The organism is Pseudomonas sp. NBRC 111143, from assembly GCF_001320965.1.
GTDB lineage: Bacteria > Pseudomonadota > Gammaproteobacteria > Pseudomonadales > Pseudomonadaceae > Aquipseudomonas > Aquipseudomonas machongensis.
Window position 1 is genome coordinate 42,140 of the sequence record NZ_BCBT01000027.1, and the last position, 25,281, is coordinate 67,420.

Below are 25,281 nucleotides of genomic sequence, written 5' to 3' on the forward strand. Positions count from 1 at the left end.
CCAGAGGCGCCGGCAATGTCCCGTGCGTCCAAACCTGATCAGGAGTGCACGATGGACCTGAACCGTCGGCAATTCTTCAAGGTCGCCGCCGTCGGCCTTGGAGGCTCGAGCCTCGCGGCGTTGGGCATGGCCCCGACAGCCGCGTTCGCCGAGCAGGTGCGCCACTTCAAGCTGGCGCACACCAAAGAAACCCGCAACACCTGCCCCTACTGCTCGGTCGGCTGCGGCCTGATCCTGTACAGCCAGGGCGATGCGGGCAAGAACGTCAAACAGAACATCATCCACATCGAAGGCGACGCCGATCATCCCGTCAACCGCGGCACCCTGTGCCCCAAAGGTGCCGGGCTGCTCGACTTCATCCACAGCCCCAGCCGCCTGCAATACCCCGAGATGCGCAAGCCGGGCAGCCAGGAATGGGTGCGGGTCAGCTGGGACGAGGCACTCGATCGCGTCGCCACGCTGATGAAGCAGGACCGCGATGCCAACTTCATCGAGAAGAATGCCCAGGGCCAGACGGTCAACCGCTGGCTGAGCACGGGCTTCCTCGCGGCGTCGGCAGCGTCCAGCGAAGCAGGCTACCTGACTCATAAAGTCATCCGTTCACTCGGCATGCTGGGGTTCGACAACCAGGCGCGTGTCTGACACGGCCCGACGGTGGCAAGTCTTGCCCCGACGTACGGCCGTGGCGCGATGACCAATCACTGGTCTGACATCGCCAACGCAAACCTGGTGCTGGTCATGGGCGGCAACGCAGCCGAGGCCCACCCCTGCGGGTTCAAATGGGTGACCGAGGCCAAGGCGCACAACAAGGCGCGCCTGATCGTGGTCGATCCGCGTTTCACCCGGACCGCTTCGGTGGCCGACTACTACGCGCCGATTCGCACCGGCAGCGACATCGCCTTCATGGGCGGGCTGATCAACTACCTGCTGACGACCGACCAGATCCAGCACGAATACGTGCGCAACTACACCGACGTGTCGTTCATCGTCAAAGAGAACTATGGCTTCGAAGATGGCCTGTTCAGCGGCTATGACGCGGCCAAGCGGATCTATGCCGACAAGTCCGGCTGGGGCTACGAGCTGGGCGAGGACGGCTTCGCCAAGGTCGACCCGACGCTGCAGCACCCGCGCTGCGTGTTCCAGTTGATGAAGCAGCACTACAGCCGCTACACGCCCGAAATCGCCAGCATGACCTGCGGCATGCCGCAGGACCAGATGATGAAGGTCTGGAAAGAGATCGCCACCTGCGCCGTGCCGGGCAAGACCATGACGATCCTCTACGCCTTGGGCTGGACCCAGCATTCGATCGGGGCGCAGATCATCCGCAGTGCGGCGATGGTCCAGTTGCTGCTGGGCAACGTCGGCATGCCCGGCGGTGGGGTCAACGCCCTGCGCGGGCATTCCAACATCCAGGGCCTGACCGACCTGGGGCTGCTGTCGAACTCGCTGCCGGGGTACCTGACGCTGGCCGGCGATGCCGAGCAGGACTACGCCGCGTTCATCGACAAGCGCGCCTCCAAGCCGCTGCGTCCGGGCCAGCTCTCGTATTGGCAGAACTATGGCAAGTTCCATGTCAGCCTGATGAAGGCCTGGTATGGCGCCAACGCCACCGCCGAGAACAACTGGGGCTACGACTGGCTGCCCAAGCTCGATGTAGCGGCCTACGACGTGCTGCGCATGTTCGAGATGATGAGCCAGGGCAAGGTCAACGGCTACATGTGCCAGGGTTTCAACCCGATCGCCGCGCTGCCGGACAAGAACCGCGTCACCGCGGCGCTGGGCAAGCTCAAGTGGCTGGTGATCATGGACCCGCTGGCCACCGAGACATCCGAGTTCTGGCGCAACGCCGGGCCGTACAACGATGTCGACACGGCCAATATCCAGACCGAGGTGATTCGCCTGCCCACCACCTGCTTTGCCGAGGAGGACGGCTCGTTGGTCAACAGCAGCCGCTGGCTGCAGTGGCACTGGAAGGGCGCTGACGGCCCGGGCGAGACGCGCACCGACGTGCAGATCATGAGCGAGCTGTTCCTGCGTCTGCGTGAGCGCTACAAGTCGGAAGGCGGCGCTTACCCCGACCCGATGCTCAACATCAGCTGGCCGTACAAGATCCCCGAGGAGCCTTCCCCCGAAGAGCTCGCCAAGGAAATGAACGGCTGGGCGGTGAGCGACATGACCGATGCCAGTGGCCTGGCCATCAAGGGCGGTCAGCAGTTGTCGGGCTTCGGCCAGTTGAAAGATGACGGCAGCACAGCATCCGGTTGCTGGATCTTCGCCGGCTGCTGGACCGAGCAAGGCAACCAGATGGCCCGGCGCGACAACAGCGACCCTTACGGCATGCACCAGGTACAGAACTGGGCCTGGGCCTGGCCGGCCAACCGCCGCATCCTCTACAACCGCGCCTCCAGCGACCCGCAGGGCAACCCGTGGGACCCGCACAAGAAACGCCTGGTGTGGTGGAACGGCAAGGCCTGGGGCGGCACTGACGTGCCCGACTTCAAGGTCGACTCGCCGCCTGAAGCGGGGATGAATCCGTTCATCATGAACCCCGAGGGCGTGGCGCGCTTCTTCGCCATCGACAAGATGGCCGAGGGGCCGTTCCCCGAGCACTACGAGCCGTTCGAGACACCGATCGGGATCAACCCGCTGCACCCGAACAACAAGAAGGCCACCAGCAACCCGGCAGGCCGGATCTTCGATTCGGTGTGGGACACCCTCGGCAAGCACGAGGAGTTCCCCTACGCAGCGACCACCTACCGGCTGACCGAGCACTTCCACTTCTGGAGCAAGCACTGCCGCCTGAACGCGATCATCCAGCCCGAGCAGTTCGTCGAGATTGGCGAAGTGCTGGCCGGCGAGAAGGGCATCAAGGCGGGAGATCGGGTGCGGGTGTCGAGCAAGCGTGGGCATATCGAGGCGGTAGCGGTGGTGACCAAGCGGATCCGTCCGCTGCAGGTCAACAACCAGACCGTGCACCAGATCGGCATCCCGCTGCACTGGGGCTTCACCGGTTCGACCCGGCATGGCTACCTGACCAATACCCTGGTGCCGTTCCTCGGTGATGGCAACACCCAGACGCCGGAGTCCAAGTCGTTCCTCGTCAACGTGGAGAAAATCTGATGGCCCAGCAAGATATCATCGCCCGCTCGGCCACCACGACCGTACCGCCTTCGGTACGCCAGCAGGAGCAGGTCGCCAAGCTGATCGACACCACCAAGTGCATCGGCTGCAAGGCCTGCCAGGTGGCGTGCTCGGAGTGGAACGAGCTGCGTGACGAGGTCGGCCACAACCACGGCACCTACGACAACCCGCAGGACCTCACCGCCGACACCTGGACCCTGATGCGCTTCACCGAGCACGAGCGCGATGACGGGAACCTGGAGTGGCTGATCCGCAAGGACGGCTGCATGCACTGTGCCGACCCTGGCTGCCTCAAGGCCTGCCCGAGCCCCGGCGCGATCATCAAGCACGCCAACGGGATCGTCGACTTCAACCAGGACCACTGCATCGGTTGCGGTTATTGCATCACTGGCTGCCCGTTCAACATCCCGCGGATCTCGCAGAAAGACCACAAGGCCTACAAGTGCAGCCTGTGTTCCGACCGCGTGGCCGTGGGCCTGGAACCGGCCTGCGTGAAGACCTGCCCGACCGGGGCGATCGTCTTCGGCAGCAAGGACGAGATGAAAGTGCATGCCGACGAGCGCATCGTCGACCTCAAGTCGCGCGGCTACGAGAACGCCGGCCTGTACGACCCGGACGGTGTCGGTGGCACCCACGTGATGTACGTGCTGCACCACGCCGATACACCCAGGCTGTATGCAGGCCTGCCGGACCAGCCGGTGATCAGCCCGCTGGTAGGGTTGTGGAAGGGCATCAGCAAACCGCTGGCGCTGCTGGCCATGGGCGCGGCGGTCCTGGCCGGGTTCTTCCACTATGTGCGGGTCGGGCCGCAGCGGGTCGAGGAGGACGAGCATCCCGCTCCGACCGATACCAGCGTGCACCAGGTGGATCCGGCAGTGCACGTCTATGACCCGGGCAAGCCCGGCGGGCAAGGGGAGCAGCGGCCATGAACGACAACAAGCCTATCCTGCGCTACAACGCCAACGAGCGGACCAACCACTGGATCGTCGCGATCCTGTTCTTCATGGCCGGGCTGTCGGGGCTGGCGCTGTTCCATCCGGCACTGTTCTGGCTCAGCAACCTGTTCGGTGGCGGCCCCTGGACACGCATCCTGCACCCCTTCCTCGGGGTGGCGATGTTCGTGTTCTTCCTGGGGCTGGTAATCCGCTTCTGGCGGGCCAACTTCATCACCGCCAACGACCGCCTGTGGCTGCGCCGTGTCGATCGGGTGATGCGCAACGAGGAAGAAGGCGTGCCGCCGATCGGCAAGTACAACGCCGGGCAGAAGCTGCTGTTCTGGACCTTGCTCGTGTGCATGCTGATCCTGCTGGTCAGTGGCGTGGTGATCTGGCGCGCCTGGTTCAGCCAGTACTTCGACATCGGCGCGATTCGCCTGGCCACCTTGCTGCACGCCCTGGCGGCGTTCGTGCTGGTGCTGAGCATCATCGTGCACATCTATGCCGGGATCTGGATCAAGGGCTCGGTAGGCGCCATGCTGCACGGCTGGGTCAGCCGCGCCTGGGCACGCAAACATCATGAGCTGTGGTACCGGGACGTGACCGGCGACAAGACGCCGCACAACCCCGGACGGAAAGAAGGATGAGCGCTTGAGCACGATTCTCGAACCCGGGCAGATCGAAGCGTCGGCGGTAATGCCGCCGTTTCTCCACCAGCCCGCCGACAACCTGTTCGAACTGCGCGCGGCGCGACTGGAGCAGCTTGCCGAGGGCCATGCCCTTGGCGACTACCTGAGGCTGGTTGCGCGCCTGTGCCGGGTGCAGCAGCAGTTGCTCGACAATCCACCCTCCGGCGTGCCGGTCGCCGAGCAGCGTCAGCGCGTGTGCATCAGCCACGGCCTGCCGCCGCTGGCGGCCGACAGCCTGGTGCGCGAAGGGCCGTGGTTGGTCTGGCTGCAGGCGCTGCTGGATCGCTTCGAGGTACCGGAGCAGGGTGCCCTGGCGGATGCCCTGAAGGTTCTGCGCAGCAGCGAAGAGAGCCAGCGCAAAGGTTGGGGTATCGCCTGGCTGAGCGGTCAGTACGATGCCGTGCCCGCGGCGCTGGTGCCTTTCATCGGCGCTGCGTTGCAGGCGGCCTGGGCCAGTTGGCGGCGGGGCTTGCCCAGCGATGAGCTCAAGCCCGGCAGCAGCCTCGCGCAATGTCCGTGCTGCGGCTCGCCAGCGATGGCGGGCCTGGTGCGCAACCGCGGCAAGCACAACGGGCTGCGCTACCTGGCCTGTTCGCTGTGCGCCTGTGAGTGGCATGTGGTGCGGGTCAAGTGTGTGTACTGCGAGTCGAGCAAGGATTTGCGCTACTCCAGCCTTGAGGATGATCGTCATGCCCCGGGCAAGGCGCCGCTGCGGGCGGAGTGCTGCCCTGGTTGCAGCACCTACCTCAAGCACTGCTACCTGGAAAATGACGCGATGGGCGAGGCGTTGGCCGATGACCTGGCCAGCCTGGCGCTGGATATCCGGTTGGACGAGGAGGGCTTTCATCGGTTGGCGCCGAACCTGATGTTGGCGCCTGGAGGAGGATGAGAGTCTACACTGCTACACCGAGTCGCCCCTATCGAGGGGCAAGTCGCAGCGGCGAACCGCCGCTCCTGCACTGACCCCGCCACCTTTGCGGACGACGGGCAACCTGTAGGAGCGGGCTTGCCCGCGAAAGGGCCATTACAGACACCGGATCAACCAAGGTAGTACCGCATGTCGTCAAGCCTCGCCAATCAAGCGCCACGCCTGCCCTCCATCGACACCCTGCTACGCCACCCCGCCTGCCAGCCCTTGCTCGATCGCCATGGCCGCGACGCCACCCTGGCCAGCCTGCGTCAACTGCTCGACGACCTGCGCGAACCCGCTCGCCTTGGCCAGTTGAGTGCCGTCGAACTGGCTGCTGAAATCCTGCTCGGTCGCGCCGGCGAGCGCCTGGCGATCCAGCAGCGCAGCCAGGTGCGAAGGGTCTTCAACCTCACTGGCACTGTGCTGCACACCAACCTCGGTCGTGCCTTGTTGCCGGAAGAGGCCGTACAGGCGATGCAGACCGCCGCCCGTTATCCGCTCAACCTCGAGTTCGACCTGGCCACCGGCAAGCGCGGTGACCGCGATGACCTGATCGAGGGCCTGATCCGCGAGTTGACCGGCGCCGAGGCAGTCACCGTGGTCAACAACAACGCCGCTGCCGTGCTGCTGGCGCTCAACAGCCTGGGTGCGCGCAAGGAAGGGATCATCTCCCGTGGCGAGCTGATCGAGATCGGCGGCGCCTTCCGCATCCCCGACATCATGGCCCGTGCCGGTGTGCGCCTGCACGAGATCGGCACCACCAACCGCACCCATGCCCGCGACTACGAGGCGGCGATCAATCCGCGCACCGGCCTGCTGATGCGCGTGCATTGCAGCAACTACAGCATCCAGGGCTTTACCACCCAGGTGCCGACCGCCGATCTTGCGCGCATCGCCCATCAACATGATCTGCCGCTGCTCGAAGACCTGGGCAGCGGCAGCCTGCTCGACCTCACCCGTTGGGGCCTGCCCGCCGAGCCGACGGTGCGTCAGGCATTGGCGGACGGCGCCGATATCGTCACCTTCAGCGGCGACAAACTGCTGGGTGGTCCGCAGGCGGGCATCATCGTCGGGCGCAAGGAGCTGATCGCCAGGATCAAGAAGAACCCGCTCAAGCGCGCGCTGCGTGTGGACAAGATCACCCTGGCGGCGCTTGAGGCGGTGCTGGCGCTGTACCGTGACCCCGACCGCCTGGCCGAACGCTTGCCCAGCCTGCGCCTGCTGACCCGGCCCCAGGACGAGATCGCAACCCAGGCGCAGCGCCTGGCGCCAGAACTGGCCGCGCGACTGGGCGAGCAGTGGACGGTCGCGGTCGAGCCCGCATTGGGCATGATCGGTAGCGGCAGCCAGCCGGTAGCGCGGCTGCCAAGCGCGGCGCTGTGCTTGCGGCCACAGGTGTCGAAGAAGCTGCGTGGTCGCAGCCTGAGGGTGCTGGAGCGCGCACTGCGCGAGTTGCCGGTGCCGGTGCTCGGACGCATCGATGACGATGCCCTGTGGCTCGACCTGCGTCAGTTGGATGACGAAACCCAGTGGCTGGCCCAGTTGCCGGCGCTGCAGCTGGGGCCGGTGCAGTGATCGTCGGCACCGCCGGGCATATCGATCACGGCAAGACTGCGCTGCTCCAGGCCCTGACCGGCCAGGCCGGCGACCAGCGTCAGGAAGAACGCGCCCGGGGCATGACCATCGACCTCGGCTATCGCTATGCAGCGCTGGCCGAAGGCGAACCGTTGACCGGTTTCATCGACGTCCCCGGTCACGAGCGTTTTATCCACAACATGCTCGCCGGCGCCCACGGTATCGACCTGGTGTTGCTGGTAGTGGCCGCTGATGACGGCGTTATGCCGCAGACCCGTGAGCACCTGGCGATCATCGAGCTGCTGGGCATTCCCCAGGCGCTGGTGGCGATCAGCAAGTGCGACCGGGTCGAGGCATCGCGACTGCTGGAAGTCCAGCACGAAGTCGAAGCGCTGCTGGCCCCCGGGCCTTATGCCGGGGCTCGGCAGTTCGTCTTGTCCAGCGTGACCGGTGAAGGCGTCGAAGTGCTGCGCCAGGCGTTGGTCGAGGCACGCACGCAGGTGCTGCGGCGCGGGAGCCAAGGAGGCTTTCGGCTGGCAATTGACCGTGCTTTCGCCGTTTCCGGTGCCGGCGTGGTGGTGACCGGCACCGCGCTGGCCGGGCAGGTGAGCGCGGGCGACACCCTGTTGCTGGGCAAGGCTGGCAAAGCTGTGCGGGTGCGTGGCCTGCATGCACAGAACCAGGCCGCGCTGGTGGCCGAGGCCGGGCAGCGCGTGGCGCTGAACATCAGTGCCGAGCGCCTGGCCGTGGAGCACGTGCACCGTGGGGATTGGCTGGTGCCCGAGTGGCTGCATGCGCCCAGTTCGCGTATCGATATCGAGTTGTCATTGTTGCCGGGCGAAACGCGCACCTTCGAGCATTTCAGCGCGGTGCATGTGCACCTCGGTACCCAGGACGTGACGGCGCGCGTGGCGCTGCTGGAGGGCGAGGCTCTGACGGCAGGCCAACGCATGTTCGCTCAGTTGCTGCTCAACGCACCGTTGCAGGCCGTGCATGGCGATCGCCTGGTGCTGCGCGACCAGCGCGCCCAGCGCACCCTCGGCGGTGGTCGGGTGCTCGATCCTTTCGCCCCCAGCAGGCAGCGCCGCAGCGAGTCGCGCTTGCGCCAACTGCAGGTGCTGCGCGATGCCTGCGATCTGGAGCAGGCCCTGCCGGCCCTGCTGGCGGCGGCTCCCGCCGGGCTCGACCCGCAGCGCCTGGAGCGACAGTTCAACCGTCTGCGTGACAGTTGGCGGTTGCCCGATGACGTCCAGGTGATTGCCACCCGCCAGGGGCCGTTGCTGTTCGACCGTCAGCAATGGCAGGCGCTCAGGCGTGAAGTGCTCGAGCAACTGGCGCGGTTCCACGAGCAGGAGCCCGACCAGCTTGGCCCCGACCGCGACCGCCTGCGCCGCTTCTGCGCCTTGCCGCTGGAGCGTGCCGCCTTTGTCAGCCTGCTGGACGAGTTGCTCGGTGAGGGCGCAGTCGCCAGCAGCGGCCCATGGTTGCACCTGCCGGATCACAAGGTGCAGTTGAGTGACGCCGATACTGCGCTCTGGGAGCGTCTGCAACCGCGTTTGCTGGAAGGTGCGTTCGATCCGCCCTGGGTCAGGACCCTGGCTGCAGCCGAGCAGGTGGAGGAAACCCAGGTGCGCCTGCTGATGCGCAAGCTGGCGCGGCTGGGAGTGCTGCACCAGGTGGTGCGCGATCTGTTCTACCCGCAGGAGACGATCCAGCACATGGCCGAGATGTTGTTGCGGCAGACACAGGACACGCCGGTAGTGCAGGTGGCGGCGTTTCGCGATATGTTGGGCATCGGTCGCAAGCGCAGTGTGCAGATTCTCGAGTACTTCGACCGGCTCGGCCTGACCCGCAGGGTTGCCGAGCAACGTCACATCCGCGCCGATAGCGCGCTGGCCCGGCAGCAGGCCAGGCCCTGAGTTCAAGGAAGGCAATCGCGCCCGGTGGCGCGGCCGGGCTTCAAACCCGGTTGGGGACGGCAGCCGTTCCCGGGCAGGTTCGACTCCCGCTGCCTTCCGCCATTTTCGCCAGGCCCATTCGCGGACAAGCCCGCTCCCACAGGTACAGCACAATTCTCAAGAAATGTGGAAATCCCTGTGGGAGCGGGCTTGCCCGCGAAGAGGCCATGACAGGCTGAAACCTAAGCCCGCTCCCCACACAGGTCCAATGCAAACCACCGCTCTGCGGCCTCCACATCCAACCCAGCCCCCAACAGCGCGAACATCTTGCCCAGCGCCGCTTCGCGAGTCATCCCGCCACCACTGACCAGCCCGGTATCGCGCAGCTTGCTGCCGGCGGCATAGGTGTCGAACACCACCGCGCCTTCGGGGCACTGGCTGATCGCGACGATCATCACCCCGCGTTGACGCGCACCGTGCAGCGCGTCGAGCAGTGCCTGGTCATCGGACGGGCCGGTACCGCTGCCATAGCACTCCAGCAGCAAGCCCTGGACCCCCGCGTCGAACAGCCCGCGCAGGTAATCTGCACACAGCCCCGGGAACACCGGCAGCACCGCCAGCTTCACCGCTTGGCGCACCTGGCGGTAGTCCAGGCTGGCAGGGATCTGTGCAGCGCGCTCGCCTTCGCGGTGGCGTTCCATCACGGTGAACGCATCGAAGGCTTCGCTGCGCAGTTTCGAGGCGCGGCAGCCGTGCAGCAACCGGCCGTGGAAGTAAAGCTGCACGCCGTTACCCAGGCCCTGCTCGAACTGACGCAACGCGCCGACCAGGTTGTCCCAGGCGTCGCTGCCTGGCGCACCGGCCGGCAGCATGGAGCCGGTAAGCAGGACCGGCACCTGCAGGCCGAGCAGCAGGAACGACAACGTTGCCGCGCTGTAGGCCAGGGTGTCGGTGCCATGCAGTACCAGCACGCCGTCATGGCCGTCATGCTCGACCGCCTCGACGATGGCGTCACGCATCGCCAGCCAATTGGCCTGCTGCATGTTGGCGCTGTCGATCAGCGGGTTGAGCTCGCGCAAGGTCCATTGCAGTGTCGGCGCGTCATTGCGCTGTGCGAGGTGGGCACGCATACGCGCATCGAAGCCACCCGCCGGCGCCAGGCCCGCGGGGGTCTGCAGCATGCCGATGGTGCCACCTGTGTAGAGAACGAGGAGATTCTTGACTGCACCCATGGAAGGATTCCGAAGCGAGGAGCGAAGGAAAGCCGGCCGCCCACGAGCGGGGCGGCCGGGCAGGGCAGGGTATCAGCGCTGGTGCTGAAGTTCGCCAGCAGCTTTGTCAGTGGCTGTTTCAGCCTGAGGATTGGCTGGCCAGGCGGCACGGTCCAGGTCCAGGTCGGCAAATTTGCTGGAGTCGAACACCGGCTGCTTGATGCCGGCCTTGCGCTGTGCGTCGTAGTCGCGCATCACGCGCAGGCCGACCTTGAACAGCAGGGCCAGGGCGACCAGGTTGACGAAGGCCAGACAGGTCATGGTGATGTCGGCGAAGGCGAACACGGTCGACAGGTCTTGCATCGAACCCCACACCACCAGCGCCAGCACCAGGCCGCGGAAGGCCATCAGCACGACACGGTTGCGGCTCAGGAACTGCAGGCTGTTCTCGCCCAGGTAGTAGTTGTAGAGGATGCAGGTGAAGACGAACAGCGACAGCGCGACGCTGACGAAGATGCGGCCCCAGTCACCGACCACGGCGGCCAGCGAGTTCTGGGTCAGGACGATACCGTCGCCTTCGAAGCCTGGGGTGTAGAAGCCCGACAGCAGGATCAGCAGCGCGGTGCAGGTGCAGATCACGAAGGTGTCGAGGAACACGCTGAAGGCCTGCACCACGCCCTGGGCGCCCGGGTGCTTCACTGCCGCCACGGCCGCGACGTTGGGGGCACTGCCCAGGCCCGCTTCGTTGGCGAACACGCCGCGTTTCACGCCCATGACGATGGCGCTGCCCAGCAGGCCGGCAAAGGCTGGGTCGAGGCCGAAGGCGCTCTTGAAGATGGTTTCCAGCATGGCAGGCACGTGTTCGATCTGGGTGCCGATCACGTACAGGGTCACGCCGATGTAGGCCAGGGTCTTGATCGGCACCAGCAGGTCCGACACCGCGGCGATGCGCTTGATGCCGCCGATGAAGGTGATGGCCAGCAGCACTGCCAGGACGATACCGGTGTGGCGTGGGTCGAAGGCAAAGGCGTTCTGCAGCGAATGGGTCACGGTGTACGACTGCAGGCCGATGAAGGCGAAGCCGTAGGTGACCAGCAGCAGGATCGAGAACACGATCGCCATGCTCTTGAGCTTCAGGCCGTGCTGAATGTAATAGGCCGGGCCGCCGCGGTACAGGCCGTCGCCGTCGGCGCGCTTGTAGACCTGGGCCAGGGTACATTCGAAGAAGCTGCTGGACATGCCCACCAGTGCGGTGACCCACATCCAGAACACTGCGCCTGGGCCGCCCAGGGTCACGGCGATGCCGACACCGGCAATGTTACCTGCACCGACGCGGCCGGCGAGGCTCAGCATCAGGGCCTGGAACGAGCTCAGTTGGCCAGCCTGGCCGCGCAGGGACTCCTTGAACACGCCGAACATGTGGCCGAAGTGGCGGAACTGGACGAACCGGGAACGAATGGTGAAGTAGCTACCGAGCCCGACGATCAGGACGATGAGCAGTTTTCCTGAAAGGAAATCGTTAAGTGCTTCGAGCATTGGAAAATGACCTCGATTCTTATTCTTCGTGTGGAGTGACCAGCGGCGACAGAGACGCGCGCTATCGTTGGCGCGCATGGTTGGTCATGACACCTGTGGTTACAATTTCGCGGGTTGCTCTGTTTTGGTGCGACTTGATGCTAGACTTGCACCACTCGCATCACCTGGAACGCCGTTCATGGCCGATTTTCTAGCCGCCAATCTCAAACTCGCCTGCAGTCACTACCGCTCTATTTCAGAGGTTTGCCGACAGCTGTCGATAAATCGCGCGCAATTCAACAAGTACCTGAGCGGGCAGAGCCAGCCGACGACCTACAACCTCAAGCGCATCGGCGATTTCTTCGGGGTCGAGGATTACGAGTTGAACCTGCCGCCGGAACAGTTCGCCCGGCTGATCGGTGCGCGCAACCCTTCGGTGTCGTCAGGCCCGCAGGACGACCCGATCAGCGAGCTGTTCAAGCCCTTGCATGCCCAGGCCGGCAACCTGTCTCGCTATTGCGGCTACTACTTCGAATATTCCAACTGCATGTCGGTACCAGGCTCGATCCTGGTGTCGCTGGTGCACCTGTGGGAAGAGCGCGGCAGCTTCCTGTTCGAGCGCCAGGAACGCCAGGAGCGCAGCAGTGCCGGCAGCCAGCATGCCGAGGTGCGTTGCCGCTACCTGGGCGCAGCGTTCCAACTACAGGATCGGGTGTTTCTGATCGACTACGAGTCGCTGACCCTCAACGAGATGAGCCAGACCGTGCTCATCCCCAGCTTCAAGAGCCGTATCACCCGCCTCAACGGGCTCAAGACCGGGGTCTCCAGCGGCGACCGGCGCAACCCTGCCTGCACCCGCGTGGTGTGGGAGTTTCTTGGTGAAGAGATCAACCGTATCAATGCCTATCGCCAGGTGAAGCTCTATCGCCCGGACGACCCGCGCATCGACGACGACATTCGCGACCGGCTCGGCGCCGGCGCGATCAGCAACGGGTTGTTCGAGATCGAATAGGGGTTTCGGCTCTACCAGCGCGGCGTCTTTTTCGCGGGCAAGTCGCAGCGGCGAACCGCCGCTCCCACAGGTAACACCAGCGTATTCAGACGCTATGGGGGCTGTGGGAGCGGGCTTGCCCGCGAAAAAGACACCGCGCTCCCTGGCACGCGCTACGCCCGTGTTCGCGGGACAAGTGGGGTGCCGAACCAGTCACTCCTGGTCGAGAATGAACGCCGCCACCGCATCCGCTACCTGATCGGCAATCTCCGGTGCATCGCGCAGGTGTGCGGCGATGCCGTGGTCGCAGTCGGTGAGCAACAGGCACTCTACATGGGGTGCCGGCACCGAGCGCAGCAGCGCATGGGTGACTTCCTCCGGTATCGGGCTGTAGCGCTGCACACCGCGCAGCATTCGGGTACCGGCGCTGGTGCCGGCGCCCTGGCCGTGGGTCTGGGAGTTGAGGCCGTCGTACTCGCCGATCACCAGCAGTACCCGCCCCTGGAACTGGCGCAGGAAGGCGTAGCTGTCGCAGTCGAGAAAGGCGTAGGGCTTGCGGATCGCCGCGCTGAAGGCCGGCCCGAATGGCGCGTCGTGGGCGTCATCGGGGTAGACCGCCGGGCAGATCAGCACCAGCTTGTCGATGTCTGGCAGTTGCGCCGCAAGCTTTAGGGCAATGGCTCCACCCAGGCTGTGGCCGACCAGGGTGCGGCAGCGTTCGGCGATATGCCGGTGGAAGCGCCGGGCCTCCTGCAGGTTGATCGCCAGGGTCGGTGCGCTGGCGCCGGGTTCGCTCGCCTGGCTGTGGCCGGACAGGTTGCCGGTCAGCGAGCCGATGCCCTGGCGTTGCAGGCGATAGAGCAGCGGGTTGAGGCGGGTGAAGTCGGAGCGTGCGCCGCCGACCACGAACAGTGGCGGAGCGCGCTCGCTGTCCGGCAAAAGCAGGCGTGCCTGCTGTTGATAACCGTCGAATGCTTCGTCGATGAAGCATTCGGTGCCCGGCGCAGGTTCGTCGTATTGCCAGCTGCCGCGTTGCTCGGAGGTGTTCGCGAAGTCCATGGCGCTCCCTAGAGGAACTGGTGTTGCAGCCATTCGCCGAGCGGGTTGCCTGCGCCAAGCAGCAGCTTGAGGGCCATGATGCAGCACACGCAGACCAGCAACGGCTTGATCAGCCTGGGTCCGAAATGCACCGCGCAGCGTGCGCCCAGTTGCGCACCGATGAACGCGGCACAGGCCATCGCCAGGGCCAGGGGCCAGATGATTGCCCCGCTCAGCGAGAATACCGAGAGGGCGCCCAGGTTGCACGCGGCGTTGAGCAGCTTGCTGTTGCACACGGCGCGCAGCAGGTGCTGACCCAGCAGGATTACGCAGGCGAGCATGAAGAACGAACCCACCCCAGGGCCGAATACGCCGTCATAGAAGCCGATCAGCGGGGCGGCGGTCAGGCAGAACACGGCGTTGGAGATCTTCGCCTTGCGCTCGTGCTCGTCGGGCTTGGGGCTGAAAGCGAAGTAGGCCGCAACCAGGATCAGCAGCACCGGCACGCAGGCTTGCAGGAACGTCTTGGGCACCAGGCTCACAGACAGCGCGCCGAGGGCGCCGCCGGCGAAGGCCATGGCGGCCATGGGCAGGCCGCGTTGCCAGTCGATCATGCCCTTGCGGGCGAAGGCGACGGTGGCCGACACCGTCGCCGAGGCCGCCTGGAATTTGTTGGTGGCGATGGCCGCCAACGGGTCGATGCCGGCGACGAACAGTACCGGCAGGGTGATCAGCCCGCCGCCACCCGCGATGGCGTCGAAGAAGCCGGCCATCAGCGCCACCGACGCGAGTGTCAGCAGCAGGGAGACATCGATTTCCATCATTACCGCACGTTCCTTTTATTCAGCCGCGCACCAGCAGCGGATCCGGAGTGATCACCCGAGGTTGGGCGAAGGGGGAGTAGCCGAACAGCCGCACCAGCAGGCGACGGTTGTCCTGGACGATGTCGCGACCATGCAGGGCGCGGTTGTTGTTGATCACCAGGGCGGTGTCCGGTTGCAGCACGAAGGGCCGTGGCCGCGTCTCGGCGACCCGCTGCTGGAAGGCGTCGAAGGCCTGGGCGGCGAGGTCGCTGGCCTGGTCGTTGAGCGAGAACCGATACGAGTTGTAACGCAGGGCAAAGCCGCCGTTGGCGTCGAACTGCAGCATCGCGGTGGCCTGCTCCGGTTCACCGCTGCCCGCGACGAAACAGTCGCTGCGGGTGAAGTCGAACGACGCTGAGGTCAGCGCCAGCGCGTGCAGGCTGCCCAAGCCTTCTATGACCTCGCGCATGGGAATGACGTGGGTCGGCTCGTTCGCCGGGTTCCAGCGCGCGGTGAGGATCAGCGCAGAGGGTGCCGGCGAATGGTCATCGCGAGCGATCACCGAGCAGTTGTACGGAGCTTCGGTGTGTGGGCCCAGGCGCAGGCCAGCGTGGGAGCTGAGCTCCACGCGGGTGTCGCGGGTTTCCTGCGGACGCGGCTGGCTGCCGCCACCCTTGAAGTTGCCGACCAGACGCACCTGCTTGCCCTCGTTGTCGATATCGAAGGCGAACGCCCGGTAGTGCACCAGCTCCAAAAGGATCTGGTTGCGTGAGGCCAGGTAGATGCAGTGGGGATCGTGCTCCAGGCCCTGCAGCTCAGGCAGGTCTTCGGGGATGGGGTCGTGCTCCGGGCAGCTCATGCCGCGGTACATCAGTGCAGAGAGCGTGCCGTCGGCGAAGCGCCGCAGTGTCGCTTGTTGCTGGACATCGAGCGATCTTGTCAGCGCTTCGGCGCATTGCCGTGCCTTGCCGGCTGCCCCGAAGACTTCCGGGCCGCCGAGTCGGGCGAGGGATTGGCTGGCGACGAACAGCGCAGCGGCTTGATCCTGGGTAAATTCCAGGTACGCGACTTCGGAATCCTGCATGGGAAACCTTCCTTGTTATTGTTGTGTTGGCGTTCCGTGCCGGCCGACAGCTGGAGTGAGTTGACCTGACTGGGGTGACTCCAGTCGGTAGTGGCCAACTGCCGCGCAGTATCGGGTAGTTTCCGAAGGTGCAAAAGAGGGGGTGGAAAATTTCACAGCCGTGAAACGTTGTGAAGATCGAAGCTGGCGCGTCATGGTGGTGCTCCTGGTTACCGGGTGCGCATACGGGGCTGCCATGCCCCGGCCTCTGCTATTAGTTCAGGGTTTTCGTCTGGCGTGGTGCAAGACCGGTTTTATGTGAGCGACAGAGAAAGCTTCGATGCCTGTTGGAAACTTCCTACGTACAGACGGGGAAGCCCCTAGGGTTGGACTTCCCCTGGCGGAAACCGCAAAATGACCCCTTTCCCTAATCGATCTGAGCGGACCTGCTGACTCTATGCGTATGCGCCTGATGCTGTTGGGTGGTGGCAATGCCCTCGGGCAAGCGCTGATTCGTCTCGGGGCCGAGGAAGACATCGCGTTTCTGGCACCGCGCCCGCCGGACGAGGGCTGGGATCCGGCCAGCCTCACCCAGTTGCTCGACGATCACCGCCCCGATGCCCTGGTCAACCTGGCCTATTACTTCGACTGGTTCCAGGCCGAGTCGGTCAGCGAACAGCGCCTCGCCCTTCAGGAACGTGCCGTGGAGCGTCTGGCCGAATTGTGCCAGCACCACGAGATCACGCTGGTCCAGCCTTCCAGCTATCGCGTGTTCGACGGCTCGCGCGCCACTTCCTACAGCGAGAAGGACGAGCCGGTGCCGCTGGGCCTGCGTGGCCAGGCGCTGTGGCGCATCGAGCAGAGCGTGCGTGCGGCCTGCCCGCAGCATGTGCTGCTGCGTTTCGGTTGGGTGCTGGACGAAAGCATCGACGGCGCACTCGGGCGCTTCCTGACGCGCGCCGAGCAACCGCAGGAGCTGCTGCTGGCCGATGACCGCCGCGGCAACCCGACGCCGGTCGACGATGCCGCCCGGGTGATCCTCTCGGTGATCAAGCAGCTGGACTGCGATGCGCCGCTGTGGGGCACCTACCATTACGCCGGCAACGAGGCGACCACACCGCTGGCACTGGGACAAGCTATCCTTTCCGAGGCAGCACAGTGGCACAAGCTGGCGGTGCAGGCCCCCACCGCACAGGCCCACGCCGCGCGCCCGGATGCCAGCGAGGAGCCGCAGCACGCGGTGCTGGCCTGCAAGAAGATCCTTCATACCTTCGGCATCAAGCCCCGCGCCTGGCGCGCCGGCTTGCCGCCCCTACTGGACCGTTTCTATCGTCATGGCTGATGCCCCCATCCTCATTACCGGCGGAGCTGGTTTCATCGGCTCCCACCTGTGCGATGCGCTGCTGGACAAAGGCTATGCGGTGCGCATTCTCGATGACCTGTCCACCGGCAAGCGCAGCAACCTGCAGATCGACCATCCACGCCTGCAACTGATCGAAGGTGATGTTGCCGACACTGCACTGGTTACCCGTGCAGCCGCCGATTGCGCGGCGGTGGTCCACCTCGCTGCAGTCGCGTCGGTGCAGGCGTCGGTGGACGACCCGGTCAAGACCCACCAGAGCAACTTCATCGGCACTCTCAATGTCTGCGAGGCGATGCGCATCAATGGTGTGCGCCGGGTGGTGTTCGCCTCGAGCGCGGCGGTCTACGGCAACAATGGCGAAGGCCAGTCGATCACCGAGGACACGCCCAAGGCGCCACTGACGCCCTATGCAGTGGACAAGCTGGCTGGCGAGCAGTACCTGGACTTCTACCGCCGCCAACATGGGCTGGAGCCTGTGGTGTTTCGCTTCTTCAATATCTTCGGGCCGCGCCAGGATCCCTCGTCGCCGTACTCGGGGGTGATCAGCATCTTCTGCGAGCGCGCGACCAAGGGCTTGCCGATCACCGTGTTCGGCGATGGCGAGCAGACCCGCGACTTCCTCTATGTCGGCGACCTGGTGCAGGTGATGGTGCAGGCGCTGGAGCAGCCGCAGGTGGAAGAGGGCGCTGTGAACATCGGCTTGAACCAGGCGACTTCGCTGAATCACTTGCTTGCAGCATTGCAGCAGGTGGTTGGCAGCTTGCCGACGATCAGCCATGGCCCGGCGCGCGCGGGTGATATCCGCCACTCGCGGGCGGACAACCACCGGCTGTTGGCGCGTTTTGATTTTCCCCAGGCGACGCCGATCGCCGAGGGGCTGGCGCGTTTGTTGGGCAAAGACTGACAAACACGTTGGCGTTCCAGGTACTCCACTGATCTCCAGAACAGTGGAGTACGCCCGAACAGGCCCTGCCAGGCCATAACCCCTTCAAGCCCGCCGACAATCCTCCGGCCCCAGCACCCGCCCATCCCGCGCCCGTACTTCCAGCTTCGCCACAGGTTCGCCCTTGGCATTGTCCAGCAGCACCGAACGCGTCTCGCCCGCCTCGAACTGAAACCGCTCCCCCCACTGACGCAGGCCCACCACGATCGGAAACACCGAGCGGCCTTTTTCTGTCAGCACATATTCCTTGTACGCACTGCCATCCGACGCCGGCTGCAGCTCCATGAGCCCTGTTTCCACCAGCAGCTTCAGGCGCGTGGCGAGGATGTTCTTCGCCAGCCCAAGGTTCTTCTGGAACTCGCTGAAACGGCGCAGCCCATCGAACGCGTCGCGGAGGATCATCAGTGCCCAGCGGTCGCCGAGCACTTCGAGTGCCCGGGCCACGGGGCATCGGCTGTTGTTTTCGTCGAGCATCGATCATTCCGGATGAGACAGTTTGGTTGCAGATTAAAACCAGGTTTGTTAGAAATCCAGCTTGTGGTTTTGTTTTGAAACCAGATTGCCAGGAGTCTGCATGTCATCTGCCCACGATGCCTCTTCGTTTCAACTCACTCGCGGCCTGACCCTGTTGCTGGCCGCAGCCTGCGCACTGGCGGTGGCCACGGTGTACTGCGCCCAGCCCCTGCTGGAGTCCATGGCCCAGAGCCTGGGCGTGCCGAGTCGTCAGGTCGGCTGGGTGGTCGGCGCAACCCAGGCAGGCTACGCATTGGGCTTGCTGCTGATCGTGCCGCTAGGGGACCTGCTCGACCGCAAGCGCTTGATCCTTGCCCAGTTGCTGCTGTCGGCACTGGCGCTGGTCGCGGTCGGCCTGGCCCAGCATTGGGCGGCGCTGTTGGCGGCCATGGGCATGGTCGGGCTGATGGCCGTGGTGGTGCAGCTGATGGTCGCCCAGGCGGCCACCCTGGCGACACCGGCGCAGCAGGGGCAGGCGGTGGGAACGGTTACCAGCGGCATCGTGCTGGGGATTTTGCTGGCGCGGCTGGTGGCGGGAGTCGTGGCTGATCTGGCTGGCTGGCGAGGGGTCTATTTCGCTGCTGCCGGGTTGGCGCTGTTGATGGTTGTGCTGCTCGGCTGGCGTATGCCCGCTGCACGACCTCTGGGGCAGCGCCAACGTTACCGGGCGTTGTTGCGCTCTATGGCGGTGCTGCTGCGCGATGATCGCCTGCTGCGCCAGCGGGGTGTGTTCGCATTACTGATCTTCGCCGCGTTCAGCGTGCTGTGGAGCAGCATGGTGCTGCCGTTGAGTGCGCTGCAACTGACCCACACCCAGATCGGCCTGTTCGGCCTGGCCGGTGTCGCTGGAGCCCTTGCCGCATCGCGTGCCGGGCGCCTGGCCGATCGCGGCCTGGGGCAGCGCACCACGGGGCTGGCGCTGGGGCTGTTGACACTGTCGTGGCTGCCGAGCCTGTTCGTCGGGCAGTCGCTGCTGGCGCTGGTAGCCGGTGTGGTGATGCTGGACCTCGCCGTGCAGGCAGTGCATGTGACCAACCAGAGCCTGCTGCTGGCCGGGCGTGCCGAGATGGCCAGTCGCCTGATAGGTGCGTACATGTGCTGCTATTCGCTGGGTAGTGCGGTGGGTGCGGTGACGGCGAGCTGGGTCTACGGGGCGTGGGGATGGGGCGCGGTATGTGGGCTGGGGGCTGGAGTCAGCGCGTTGGCGTGGGGGTATTGGTGGTGGCTGCAACGCCAGGGTTGAGCGGCAGCCAGAGGCCCCGCTGTACGGCGGGGCCTGAGTGCGTTGCGTGTCAGAACTTGTAGCCGATACCGACCATGTAGACCCACGGATCGACATCGACATTGACCTTGGTCTTGCCCACGCCCAGGGCGCTCGGACCGTCGATGGTGGCCTTGGTGTCGATGTCGACGTACCAGACCGCGGCGTTGACCAGCAGGTTGTCGGTCAGCATGTAGTCCATGCCCAACTGGCCAGCCAGGCCGATGGAGTCCTGCAGCTTCATGTTGCTGAAGCCCTGCTGCTTGCGGGCGCTGCTGAGGTCTTCATCGAAGAACAGCGTGTAGTTGATGCCGATACCGGCATAGGGTTGGAACTTCGACGAGGCGTCCATCGGGTAGTACTGCAGCGACAGGGTCGGTGGCAGTTGCTTGATGTCGGCCAGCTTGCCGTCGAGCCCGCCGCCCAGGCCCTTGACGCCCACGGTGTGCTTGAACGGCGTGGCAGCGAGCAGCTCGATGCCGACGTGGTCGGTGAGCATGTAGGCGAAGGCCAGGCCCAGCTGGGTGTCGCTGTCGAGGGTGGCCTTGGTGCCGGAGACCTTGGCGCCGTCGAGCTTGAGGTCACTGCTGCTTTCGTTCGGCGCAGTGGTGATGGCGCCGGCACGCATGATGAAGTCACCCGCCTGGTGGGCGTGGGCAACGGGGGCTGCGAGCGCCAACGCGACGAGCGAGGCACCGAGCAATGTCTTGTTCATGGAAGCTCCCAGAGGACGTAAGTAATCGAGTAGTCCAATGGTAAGGAGCCGTCCAAACACATTGTTTGACTCAGCTCAACGAAGCGGGCTTCACACGGGCGACACAGTTCTCATTTCAGCTCATATGCGTAGATTTTCTCGGCTTCCATCTGGTAACCGGCGTCGGCCAGCTCGCTGCTGGTGTTCTTGACCTGCATGCGTCCCTCGATCCAGTAGGGCTGGTACAGGTCTTCGACGCGCACGCCCATCTCGCTGAAGATGTGCACGATCTGGTTGGACGGCGGCGGCGGCACGTGGATGCAGGCGCCGTAGTAGGGCACCAGGAGAAACTCGGTGGTGCGGCCTTCTTCGCTGACTTCCAGCGGTACGATGTAGCCGGGCAGTTTGACCTGCTGCCCGTCCAGCGCCTTGACCACCGGTGCGTCGGGCGCCTGCTGGCGGGCTGCCGGGGCAGACTCGGCCGCGAGCGCGTCGCCCAGCGAATTGCCCATCTGCGAGAGGTCATGCAGCGGGGTGAGCTGTGGGGGGATGACTGGCGCGCCCTCGGGGATCAGTGCCGGCCAGTCCAGCTCGCGCGGCTCGTCCGCCCAGGCCGGGATGATCAGCACCAGCAGCAACAGCAGGAGGATCTGTAGTGCTCTCTTCGCGGGCAAGCCCGTTCCCACAGGGATCGACATGACAAACTCTCAGAGGTGGATCGACAGGCCATCGGCCAACGACTGCCGGTAGGCACGCCAGGCCGGAACACTGCCCATCAGCAGCGCCGCACCGAGGATGATCGCCAGCAACGTCCATTCGTGCGGGCTTGGCCAGGCCAGCGGCAGGAACAGTCCGTAGTTGGACTGTACCGCGTCCTGGGCCAAGGCGATTCCCCCATAGAGCAATCCCAGCCCGGCGACGATACCGCTGACCGACAGCGCCAGCGCTTCGAGCACCAGCAGGCCGGCGATATGCCAGGGGCGCGCACCCACCGAGCGCAGGATGGCCATTTCGCGTCGCCGTTCGTTGAGGCTGGTGAGAATCGCCGTGAGCATGCCGATCAAACCGGTCAGTACCACGAACAGCGACACCACGAACAACGCCTGCTCGGCGATGCCCATCATGCCCCAAAGCTCTTGCAGGGCCACGCCGGGCAGGATCGCCAGCAGCGGCTCGCTGCGGAATTCGTTGATTTCCCGCTGCACGCTGAAGGTGGCGATCTTGCTGTTCAGGCCGAGCATGAAGGCCGTGATGGCGGTGGGCTGAAGGTCCATGGTGCGCGCCTGGTCGGCGCTGATGCGCGCGGCGCCGCGGGCTGGCACGCCGTTCTGCCAGTCGACGTGGATGGCTTCCATCCCCGCCAGGCTGATGTGCAGGGTGCGGTCCACCGGGGTGCCGGTGCGCTGCAGGATGCCGACCACGGTGAAGGGCTTGTCGTCGTGCTTGACCAGGCTGATGGTGGCGATGCCGTGGGCCAGCACCAGGCTGTCGCCGAGCTTGTAGTGCAGGGCTTCGGCCACTTCGGCGCCGAGCACTACTTCGAACGGGTCGTTGGCGAACTGGCGGCCCTGGCTCAGTTGCAGGTGCTGCTGGCGGCCGTACTGGTAGTGGGTGAAGTAATCGCTGTTGGTGCCCATCACCCGGTAGCCGCGGTGCGAGTCGCCCAGAGAGATCGGGATCGCCCACTTGACCCGCGGGTCCTTGGCGTAATGCTCGAAGCTGTCCCAGCGGATGTTGTTGGTGGCGTTGCCGATACGGAACACCGAGTACAGCAGCAGGTTGACCGACCCCGAGCGCGCCCCGACGATCAGGTCGGTGCCGCTGATGGTGTTGGCGAAACTGGCGCGGGCTTCGGTACGCACGCGCTCCACGGCCAGCAGCAGGCACACCGACAGGGCGATGGCGAAGGCGGTGAGGAAGGCAGTGAAGCGGCGGTTGGCCAGGCTGGCCAGGGCTAGACGGAGCAGGTACATCAGGCCTCCCGAGGCTTGGCGGCGCGGTTGAGTTCGGCCAACGACAGGTCGCGGTCGAACAGGGGCGCCAGGCTCTGGTCATGGCTGACGAACAGCAGGCTGGAGCCTGCGGCGCGGCATTCGTCGAACAGCAGGCGGATGAACACCTCGCGGGTGTCGGCGTCGAGCGCGGAGGTCGGCTCGTCGGCGATCACCAGTTCCGGTTGGCCGATCAGTGCACGCGCAGCGGCGACCCGCTGTTGCTGGCCGATCGACAGGGTGTCGGCGCGCCGGGCGAGCAGATCGGGGTCGCCCAGGCCCAGGTGGGCGAGCAACTGCGCCGCTGCCTGGTGGATGCTGCCATGGCGCTGCGCGGCACGTTCGGCACGGCTGCGCGAAAAGCGGCAGGGCAACTCGACGTTTTCCTGCACGGAGAGAAACGGCAGCAGGTTGAACTGCTGGAAGATGTAGCCGGTGTGGTCGACACGGAAACGGTCGCGAGCGCCCTGGCCCAGCTCCGCCAGGTTCTGCCCGAGCAGCCGCACTTCGCCCTGGTCGGGCAGGTTGACCCCGCCCAGCAGGCCGAGCAGGGTGGTCTTGCCGCTGCCGCTGGGGCCTTTGAGGAACAGCGCCTCACCGGCCTCCAGACGGAACTGGGGGATGTTCAGTAACGGCTGCTGACCTGGCCAGGCGAAGACCAGGTCATGCAGTTCGATCAGCGGCTGGCTCATTCAGAACGCAACCACGGCCTTGGCCGGGGTGCTTTCGAAGCCCTTCTGGCCGTTCGGGCCGACCAACTGCACATTGATCTTCTGGGTTTGCGGGTACGCCTTGTACAGCGGCGACAGGTCGATCTGGGTCAGCTTGGCCGGAGCTGCGCAGGTCAGCTGGTAGTGTGCGTGGATCTCGCTGTGCTGGTGCTCATGCGCGTGGTCATGGTCGTGATCGTCGTCACCGTCGTCGTCCTTGGCCGATGGCTCGTCACCGAACAGCGGGCTTTCCAGCTCCTGCTGGTCTTCCTTGCAACCGGCCGCGCTGGCCAGGCCGAACAGCTTGAGCGGCTGTTCGAGCTGCTTGCGCACAGCCTCTACCTTGGCCTTGTCGGCATCGCTGCCCGGCATGTGCTCGAAGCCGACCAGGTTCATTGCCGGGCTCTCCAGCGCCAGCTCGAGAGTATTGCCATCCAGTCCGACGTTCAGGCGTGCGACGCCGTGCTCGTGGGCAGGCAAGGTGCCGTGGGCATGATCGTGGTCATGATCGTCATGGGCCTGGGCAACGGCCAGGGGCAGCAGGGCGAAGGGCAAGGCGAGGAGCAGGCGGCGCATGGACGACTCCAGAAGCGGACGGGAAAGATATCGTAATGTTATAACAACTTTTCTTGTCGATGCCAGACGCTTGGCGCAGGTTTCATGTCGTGGGAGCATGCACGTCATCGATCCGCGATTGAAGGAAGGCAGCGTGAGAATCCGAGGACAGATCGGCGACTGGCCGGTGGACCTGACCATCGAACTGGATCCGGCGGAGTGGGCCCAGCTTGGGCGCAGGCTCGAAGAGGCGCCTGCGGTGGCAGAGGTGGCGAGCGCGCCTGGTGCTGCGCCAGTGCGGCAGGATGATAGCCAGTGGTCGGCGGCGCGCGAGGTGTTGCGTCAGGCCGGAGCGCTCAGTGGGCCAGAGTTGCTGGAGCGGCTGGAAGGGTTGGCCGGCAGTGTCGCGGCCGGCAAGCGGCTGCTGGTGCGTTTGCGCCACAGCAGTGAAGTGAAGGTGGAAAGCGGTGCGGATGCGCCGGTGTATCGCTGGGTAGGCTAGAGGGCGGTGCGCGGCTGGATGCCACCTCCTGCAGGAGGTGGCGGCAGCTTGGGGCTCAGAACATCGCGGAAGACAACCGGCGGCGGTACACGCCCACCAGCGGATGATCGCCGCCGAGCAGGTCGAACACCTGCAGCATGGCTTTCTGCGGCAGGCCGTTGTCATAGGCGCGATTGCGCTGGAACAGCTTGAGCAGCCCGTCCAGCGCAGCTTCGTACTGCTGGCGCGCCAGTTGCTGGATGCACAACTGGTAAGCCGCTTCGTCATCCTGCGGGTTCTGCGCCAGGCGGCTCTTGAGCTCGGCGGCCTCCGGCAGGCTGGCGGCCTGGCGCAGGAAGGTCAGTTGCGCCTTGGCACCGGCCAGCGCGGCCTTGTGCTCATCGCTCTTGACTGCGTCCAGCACTTGCTGCGCTGCGTCCAGGTCGCCGCGCTCGGCCAGGCAGCGGCCGTAGTAGATCAGCGCCTCGGCGTTGCTGTTGTCTTCACCGAGCACGGCCTGCAGCAGCGCTTCGGCTTCGCTGAAACGGCTCTCGGCGAACAGCGCCTTGGCCTGCTCCAGTGGCGAGGCAGTTGGCGGGGCAGGCATCTGCACATGCGGCTCGAGCATGGCGCGAATCGCCGACTCCGGCTGGGCACCGGCAAAGCCGTCGACCGGCTGGCCATCCTTGAACAGCACCACGGTCGGCAGGCTGCGGATACCGAACTGGGCCACCACCTGCTGCTCGACGTCGCAGTTGATCTTGGCCAGCAGCAGCTCGCCCTGGTAGCCCTCGGCGATCTTCGCCAGCAGCGGCATCAGCGCCTTGCAGGGCGCGCACCACTCGGCCCAGAAGTCCACCAGCACGGGCTTGTGGAAGGAATTCTCGATCACCAGTTGCTGGAAGTTGGCATCGGTGGCGTCGAAGATGTAGGGCGTGGCGGTATTAGAGGAAGCTTGGCTCATCGCAACTCTCGCAGCTTTCGCAAATTCGGATTGGCAC

The 25,281-nt window shown here is 65.3% G+C and carries 23 protein-coding genes and 1 tRNA gene; 12 read left to right on the forward strand and 12 right to left on the reverse strand.

The genetic code is table 11. From position 1 onward, the window contains the following. Positions 1-51 precede the first annotated feature (51 nt). From fdnG to APH44_RS16075, 7 genes are all read left to right on the forward strand, one after another. Positions 52-3,120: a formate dehydrogenase-N subunit alpha gene (gene fdnG, locus APH44_RS16045; RefSeq protein ID WP_153186827.1), complete on the forward strand. Its 3,069-nt coding sequence runs from the start codon at positions 52-54 to the stop codon at positions 3,118-3,120. Then, complete coding sequence (fdxH, locus tag APH44_RS16050; RefSeq protein WP_054893573.1) at positions 3,120-4,070, forward strand: formate dehydrogenase subunit beta; 951 nt, start codon at positions 3,120-3,122, stop codon at positions 4,068-4,070. The genes fdnG and fdxH overlap by 1 nt, the downstream gene beginning before the upstream one ends. Beyond that, positions 4,067-4,723: a formate dehydrogenase subunit gamma gene (locus APH44_RS16055; protein ID WP_054893574.1), complete on the forward strand. Its 657-nt coding sequence runs from the start codon at positions 4,067-4,069 to the stop codon at positions 4,721-4,723. The genes fdxH and APH44_RS16055 overlap by 4 nt, the downstream gene beginning before the upstream one ends. A gap of 4 nt (positions 4,724-4,727) precedes the next feature. After that, positions 4,728-5,654, forward strand: a complete 927-nt coding sequence (fdhE, locus tag APH44_RS16060; RefSeq protein ID WP_054893575.1) for a formate dehydrogenase accessory protein FdhE — start codon at positions 4,728-4,730, stop codon at positions 5,652-5,654. A 168-nt stretch (positions 5,655-5,822) separates the two neighbouring features. After that, on the forward strand, positions 5,823-7,250 hold the full coding sequence (selA, locus tag APH44_RS16065; protein ID WP_054893576.1) for an L-seryl-tRNA(Sec) selenium transferase: 1,428 nt from the start codon (positions 5,823-5,825) through the stop codon (positions 7,248-7,250). Next, positions 7,247-9,169, forward strand: a complete 1,923-nt coding sequence (selB, locus tag APH44_RS16070) for a selenocysteine-specific translation elongation factor (protein WP_054893607.1) — start codon at positions 7,247-7,249, stop codon at positions 9,167-9,169. Before selA ends, selB begins: the two co-directional genes overlap by 4 nt. A gap of 6 nt (positions 9,170-9,175) precedes the next feature. Continuing rightward, positions 9,176-9,271, forward strand: a tRNA-Sec gene (locus APH44_RS16075). Positions 9,272-9,390: 119 nt separating this feature from the next. Here APH44_RS16075 and APH44_RS16080 read toward each other — a convergent pair. After that, positions 9,391-10,380: an asparaginase gene (locus APH44_RS16080; RefSeq protein WP_054893577.1), complete on the reverse strand. Its 990-nt coding sequence runs from the start codon at positions 10,378-10,380 to the stop codon at positions 9,391-9,393. Between the two features lie 72 nt (positions 10,381-10,452). Further along, positions 10,453-11,895, reverse strand: a complete 1,443-nt coding sequence (locus APH44_RS16085) for a sodium:alanine symporter family protein (protein ID WP_054893578.1) — start codon at positions 11,893-11,895, stop codon at positions 10,453-10,455. A 178-nt stretch (positions 11,896-12,073) separates the two neighbouring features. Between APH44_RS16085 and APH44_RS16090 the strand changes: the two genes are divergently transcribed. Further along, the gene (locus tag APH44_RS16090; protein WP_054893579.1) at positions 12,074-12,886 is read left to right on the forward strand and encodes a helix-turn-helix transcriptional regulator; all 813 of its coding nucleotides are present in this window, start codon (positions 12,074-12,076) and stop codon (positions 12,884-12,886) included. A 192-nt stretch (positions 12,887-13,078) separates the two neighbouring features. Here APH44_RS16090 and APH44_RS16095 read toward each other — a convergent pair whose 3' ends face one another. The 3 genes from APH44_RS16095 to APH44_RS16105 are packed head-to-tail and all read right to left on the reverse strand — an operon-like array spanning position 13,079 to position 15,790. Further along, positions 13,079-13,924: an alpha/beta hydrolase gene (locus tag APH44_RS16095; RefSeq protein WP_054893580.1), complete on the reverse strand. Its 846-nt coding sequence runs from the start codon at positions 13,922-13,924 to the stop codon at positions 13,079-13,081. Between the two features lie 8 nt (positions 13,925-13,932). Further along, a complete protein-coding gene (locus APH44_RS16100; protein WP_054893581.1) occupies positions 13,933-14,727 on the reverse strand; it encodes a TSUP family transporter in 795 nt (264 codons plus the stop codon). Between the two features lie 19 nt (positions 14,728-14,746). After that, positions 14,747-15,790 carry a hypothetical protein gene (locus tag APH44_RS16105; RefSeq protein WP_054893582.1) on the reverse strand — a complete coding sequence of 348 codons (1,044 nt, stop codon included), beginning with the start codon at positions 15,788-15,790 and terminating at the stop codon, positions 14,747-14,749. Positions 15,791-16,226: 436 nt separating this feature from the next. Between APH44_RS16105 and APH44_RS16110 the strand changes: the two genes are divergently transcribed. Further along, the gene (locus APH44_RS16110) at positions 16,227-17,111 is read left to right on the forward strand and encodes a sugar nucleotide-binding protein (RefSeq protein WP_054893583.1); all 885 of its coding nucleotides are present in this window, start codon (positions 16,227-16,229) and stop codon (positions 17,109-17,111) included. Continuing rightward, positions 17,104-18,036: an NAD-dependent epimerase/dehydratase family protein gene (locus tag APH44_RS16115; protein WP_054893584.1), complete on the forward strand. Its 933-nt coding sequence runs from the start codon at positions 17,104-17,106 to the stop codon at positions 18,034-18,036. Before APH44_RS16110 ends, APH44_RS16115 begins: the two co-directional genes overlap by 8 nt. 84 nt (positions 18,037-18,120) lie before the next feature. Here the strand turns inward: APH44_RS16115 and APH44_RS16120 are convergent, their stop codons facing one another. After that, positions 18,121-18,549 carry a helix-turn-helix domain-containing protein gene (locus APH44_RS16120; protein ID WP_054893585.1) on the reverse strand — a complete coding sequence of 143 codons (429 nt, stop codon included), beginning with the start codon at positions 18,547-18,549 and terminating at the stop codon, positions 18,121-18,123. A 100-nt stretch (positions 18,550-18,649) separates the two neighbouring features. Between APH44_RS16120 and APH44_RS16125 the strand changes: the two genes are divergently transcribed. After that, positions 18,650-19,831 (forward strand): MFS transporter, encoded by a 1,182-nt coding sequence (locus APH44_RS16125; protein WP_054893586.1) that lies wholly within the window; start codon positions 18,650-18,652, stop codon positions 19,829-19,831. Between the two features lie 49 nt (positions 19,832-19,880). On the opposite strand, the gene APH44_RS16130 is transcribed toward APH44_RS16125, so the two are convergent. From APH44_RS16130 to APH44_RS16150, 5 genes are all read right to left on the reverse strand, one after another. Further along, positions 19,881-20,564, reverse strand: a complete 684-nt coding sequence (locus tag APH44_RS16130) for an OmpW family protein (protein WP_054893587.1) — start codon at positions 20,562-20,564, stop codon at positions 19,881-19,883. A 110-nt stretch (positions 20,565-20,674) separates the two neighbouring features. Continuing rightward, the gene (locus APH44_RS16135) at positions 20,675-21,241 is read right to left on the reverse strand and encodes a DUF3299 domain-containing protein (protein WP_054893588.1); all 567 of its coding nucleotides are present in this window, start codon (positions 21,239-21,241) and stop codon (positions 20,675-20,677) included. 9 nt (positions 21,242-21,250) lie between these two features. Next, positions 21,251-22,516, reverse strand: a complete 1,266-nt coding sequence (locus tag APH44_RS16140) for an ABC transporter permease (RefSeq protein WP_054893589.1) — start codon at positions 22,514-22,516, stop codon at positions 21,251-21,253. Then, entirely contained in the window at positions 22,516-23,226 is a 711-nt protein-coding gene (locus APH44_RS16145) for an ATP-binding cassette domain-containing protein (RefSeq protein WP_054893590.1), read from the reverse strand. The genes APH44_RS16140 and APH44_RS16145 overlap by 1 nt, the downstream gene beginning before the upstream one ends. After that, on the reverse strand, positions 23,227-23,820 hold the full coding sequence (locus tag APH44_RS16150; protein ID WP_054893591.1) for a DUF2796 domain-containing protein: 594 nt from the start codon (positions 23,818-23,820) through the stop codon (positions 23,227-23,229). Between the two features lie 133 nt (positions 23,821-23,953). On the opposite strand from APH44_RS16150, the gene APH44_RS16155 reads away from it, so the two are divergent. Further along, positions 23,954-24,301, forward strand: coding sequence for a hypothetical protein (locus tag APH44_RS16155; RefSeq protein ID WP_054893608.1), 348 nt, complete (start codon positions 23,954-23,956; stop codon positions 24,299-24,301). A 55-nt stretch (positions 24,302-24,356) separates the two neighbouring features. Here the strand turns inward: APH44_RS16155 and trxA are convergent, their stop codons facing one another. Continuing rightward, complete coding sequence (gene trxA, locus APH44_RS16160; RefSeq protein ID WP_054893592.1) at positions 24,357-25,244, reverse strand: thioredoxin; 888 nt, start codon at positions 25,242-25,244, stop codon at positions 24,357-24,359. Between the last annotated feature and the right edge of the window lie 37 nt (positions 25,245-25,281).

Bases quoted from the DNA above. Each gene is read 5' to 3' on its own strand.
- fdxH (WP_054893573.1), top strand. From the start codon at position 3,120: ATGGCCCAGCAAGATATCATCGCCCGCTCGGCCACCACGACCGTACCG.
- APH44_RS16055 (WP_054893574.1), top strand. From the start codon at position 4,067: ATGAACGACAACAAGCCTATCCTGCGCTACAACGCCAACGAGCGGACC.
- selA (WP_054893576.1), top strand. From the start codon at position 5,823: ATGTCGTCAAGCCTCGCCAATCAAGCGCCACGCCTGCCCTCCATCGAC.
- APH44_RS16080 (WP_054893577.1), bottom strand. From the start codon at position 10,380: ATGGGTGCAGTCAAGAATCTCCTCGTTCTCTACACAGGTGGCACCATC.
- APH44_RS16085 (WP_054893578.1), bottom strand. From the start codon at position 11,895: ATGCTCGAAGCACTTAACGATTTCCTTTCAGGAAAACTGCTCATCGTC.
- APH44_RS16090 (WP_054893579.1), top strand. From the start codon at position 12,074: ATGGCCGATTTTCTAGCCGCCAATCTCAAACTCGCCTGCAGTCACTAC.
- APH44_RS16095 (WP_054893580.1), bottom strand. From the start codon at position 13,924: ATGGACTTCGCGAACACCTCCGAGCAACGCGGCAGCTGGCAATACGAC.
- APH44_RS16100 (WP_054893581.1), bottom strand. From the start codon at position 14,727: ATGATGGAAATCGATGTCTCCCTGCTGCTGACACTCGCGTCGGTGGCG.
- APH44_RS16105 (WP_054893582.1), bottom strand. From the start codon at position 15,790: ATGCAGGATTCCGAAGTCGCGTACCTGGAATTTACCCAGGATCAAGCC.
- APH44_RS16110 (WP_054893583.1), top strand. From the start codon at position 16,227: ATGCGTATGCGCCTGATGCTGTTGGGTGGTGGCAATGCCCTCGGGCAA.
- APH44_RS16115 (WP_054893584.1), top strand. From the start codon at position 17,104: ATGGCTGATGCCCCCATCCTCATTACCGGCGGAGCTGGTTTCATCGGC.
- APH44_RS16120 (WP_054893585.1), bottom strand. From the start codon at position 18,549: ATGCTCGACGAAAACAACAGCCGATGCCCCGTGGCCCGGGCACTCGAA.
- APH44_RS16125 (WP_054893586.1), top strand. From the start codon at position 18,650: ATGTCATCTGCCCACGATGCCTCTTCGTTTCAACTCACTCGCGGCCTG.
- APH44_RS16130 (WP_054893587.1), bottom strand. From the start codon at position 20,564: ATGAACAAGACATTGCTCGGTGCCTCGCTCGTCGCGTTGGCGCTCGCA.
- APH44_RS16135 (WP_054893588.1), bottom strand. From the start codon at position 21,241: ATGTCGATCCCTGTGGGAACGGGCTTGCCCGCGAAGAGAGCACTACAG.
- APH44_RS16140 (WP_054893589.1), bottom strand. From the start codon at position 22,516: ATGTACCTGCTCCGTCTAGCCCTGGCCAGCCTGGCCAACCGCCGCTTC.
- APH44_RS16145 (WP_054893590.1), bottom strand. From the start codon at position 23,226: ATGAGCCAGCCGCTGATCGAACTGCATGACCTGGTCTTCGCCTGGCCA.
- APH44_RS16150 (WP_054893591.1), bottom strand. From the start codon at position 23,820: ATGCGCCGCCTGCTCCTCGCCTTGCCCTTCGCCCTGCTGCCCCTGGCC.
- trxA (WP_054893592.1), bottom strand. From the start codon at position 25,244: ATGAGCCAAGCTTCCTCTAATACCGCCACGCCCTACATCTTCGACGCC.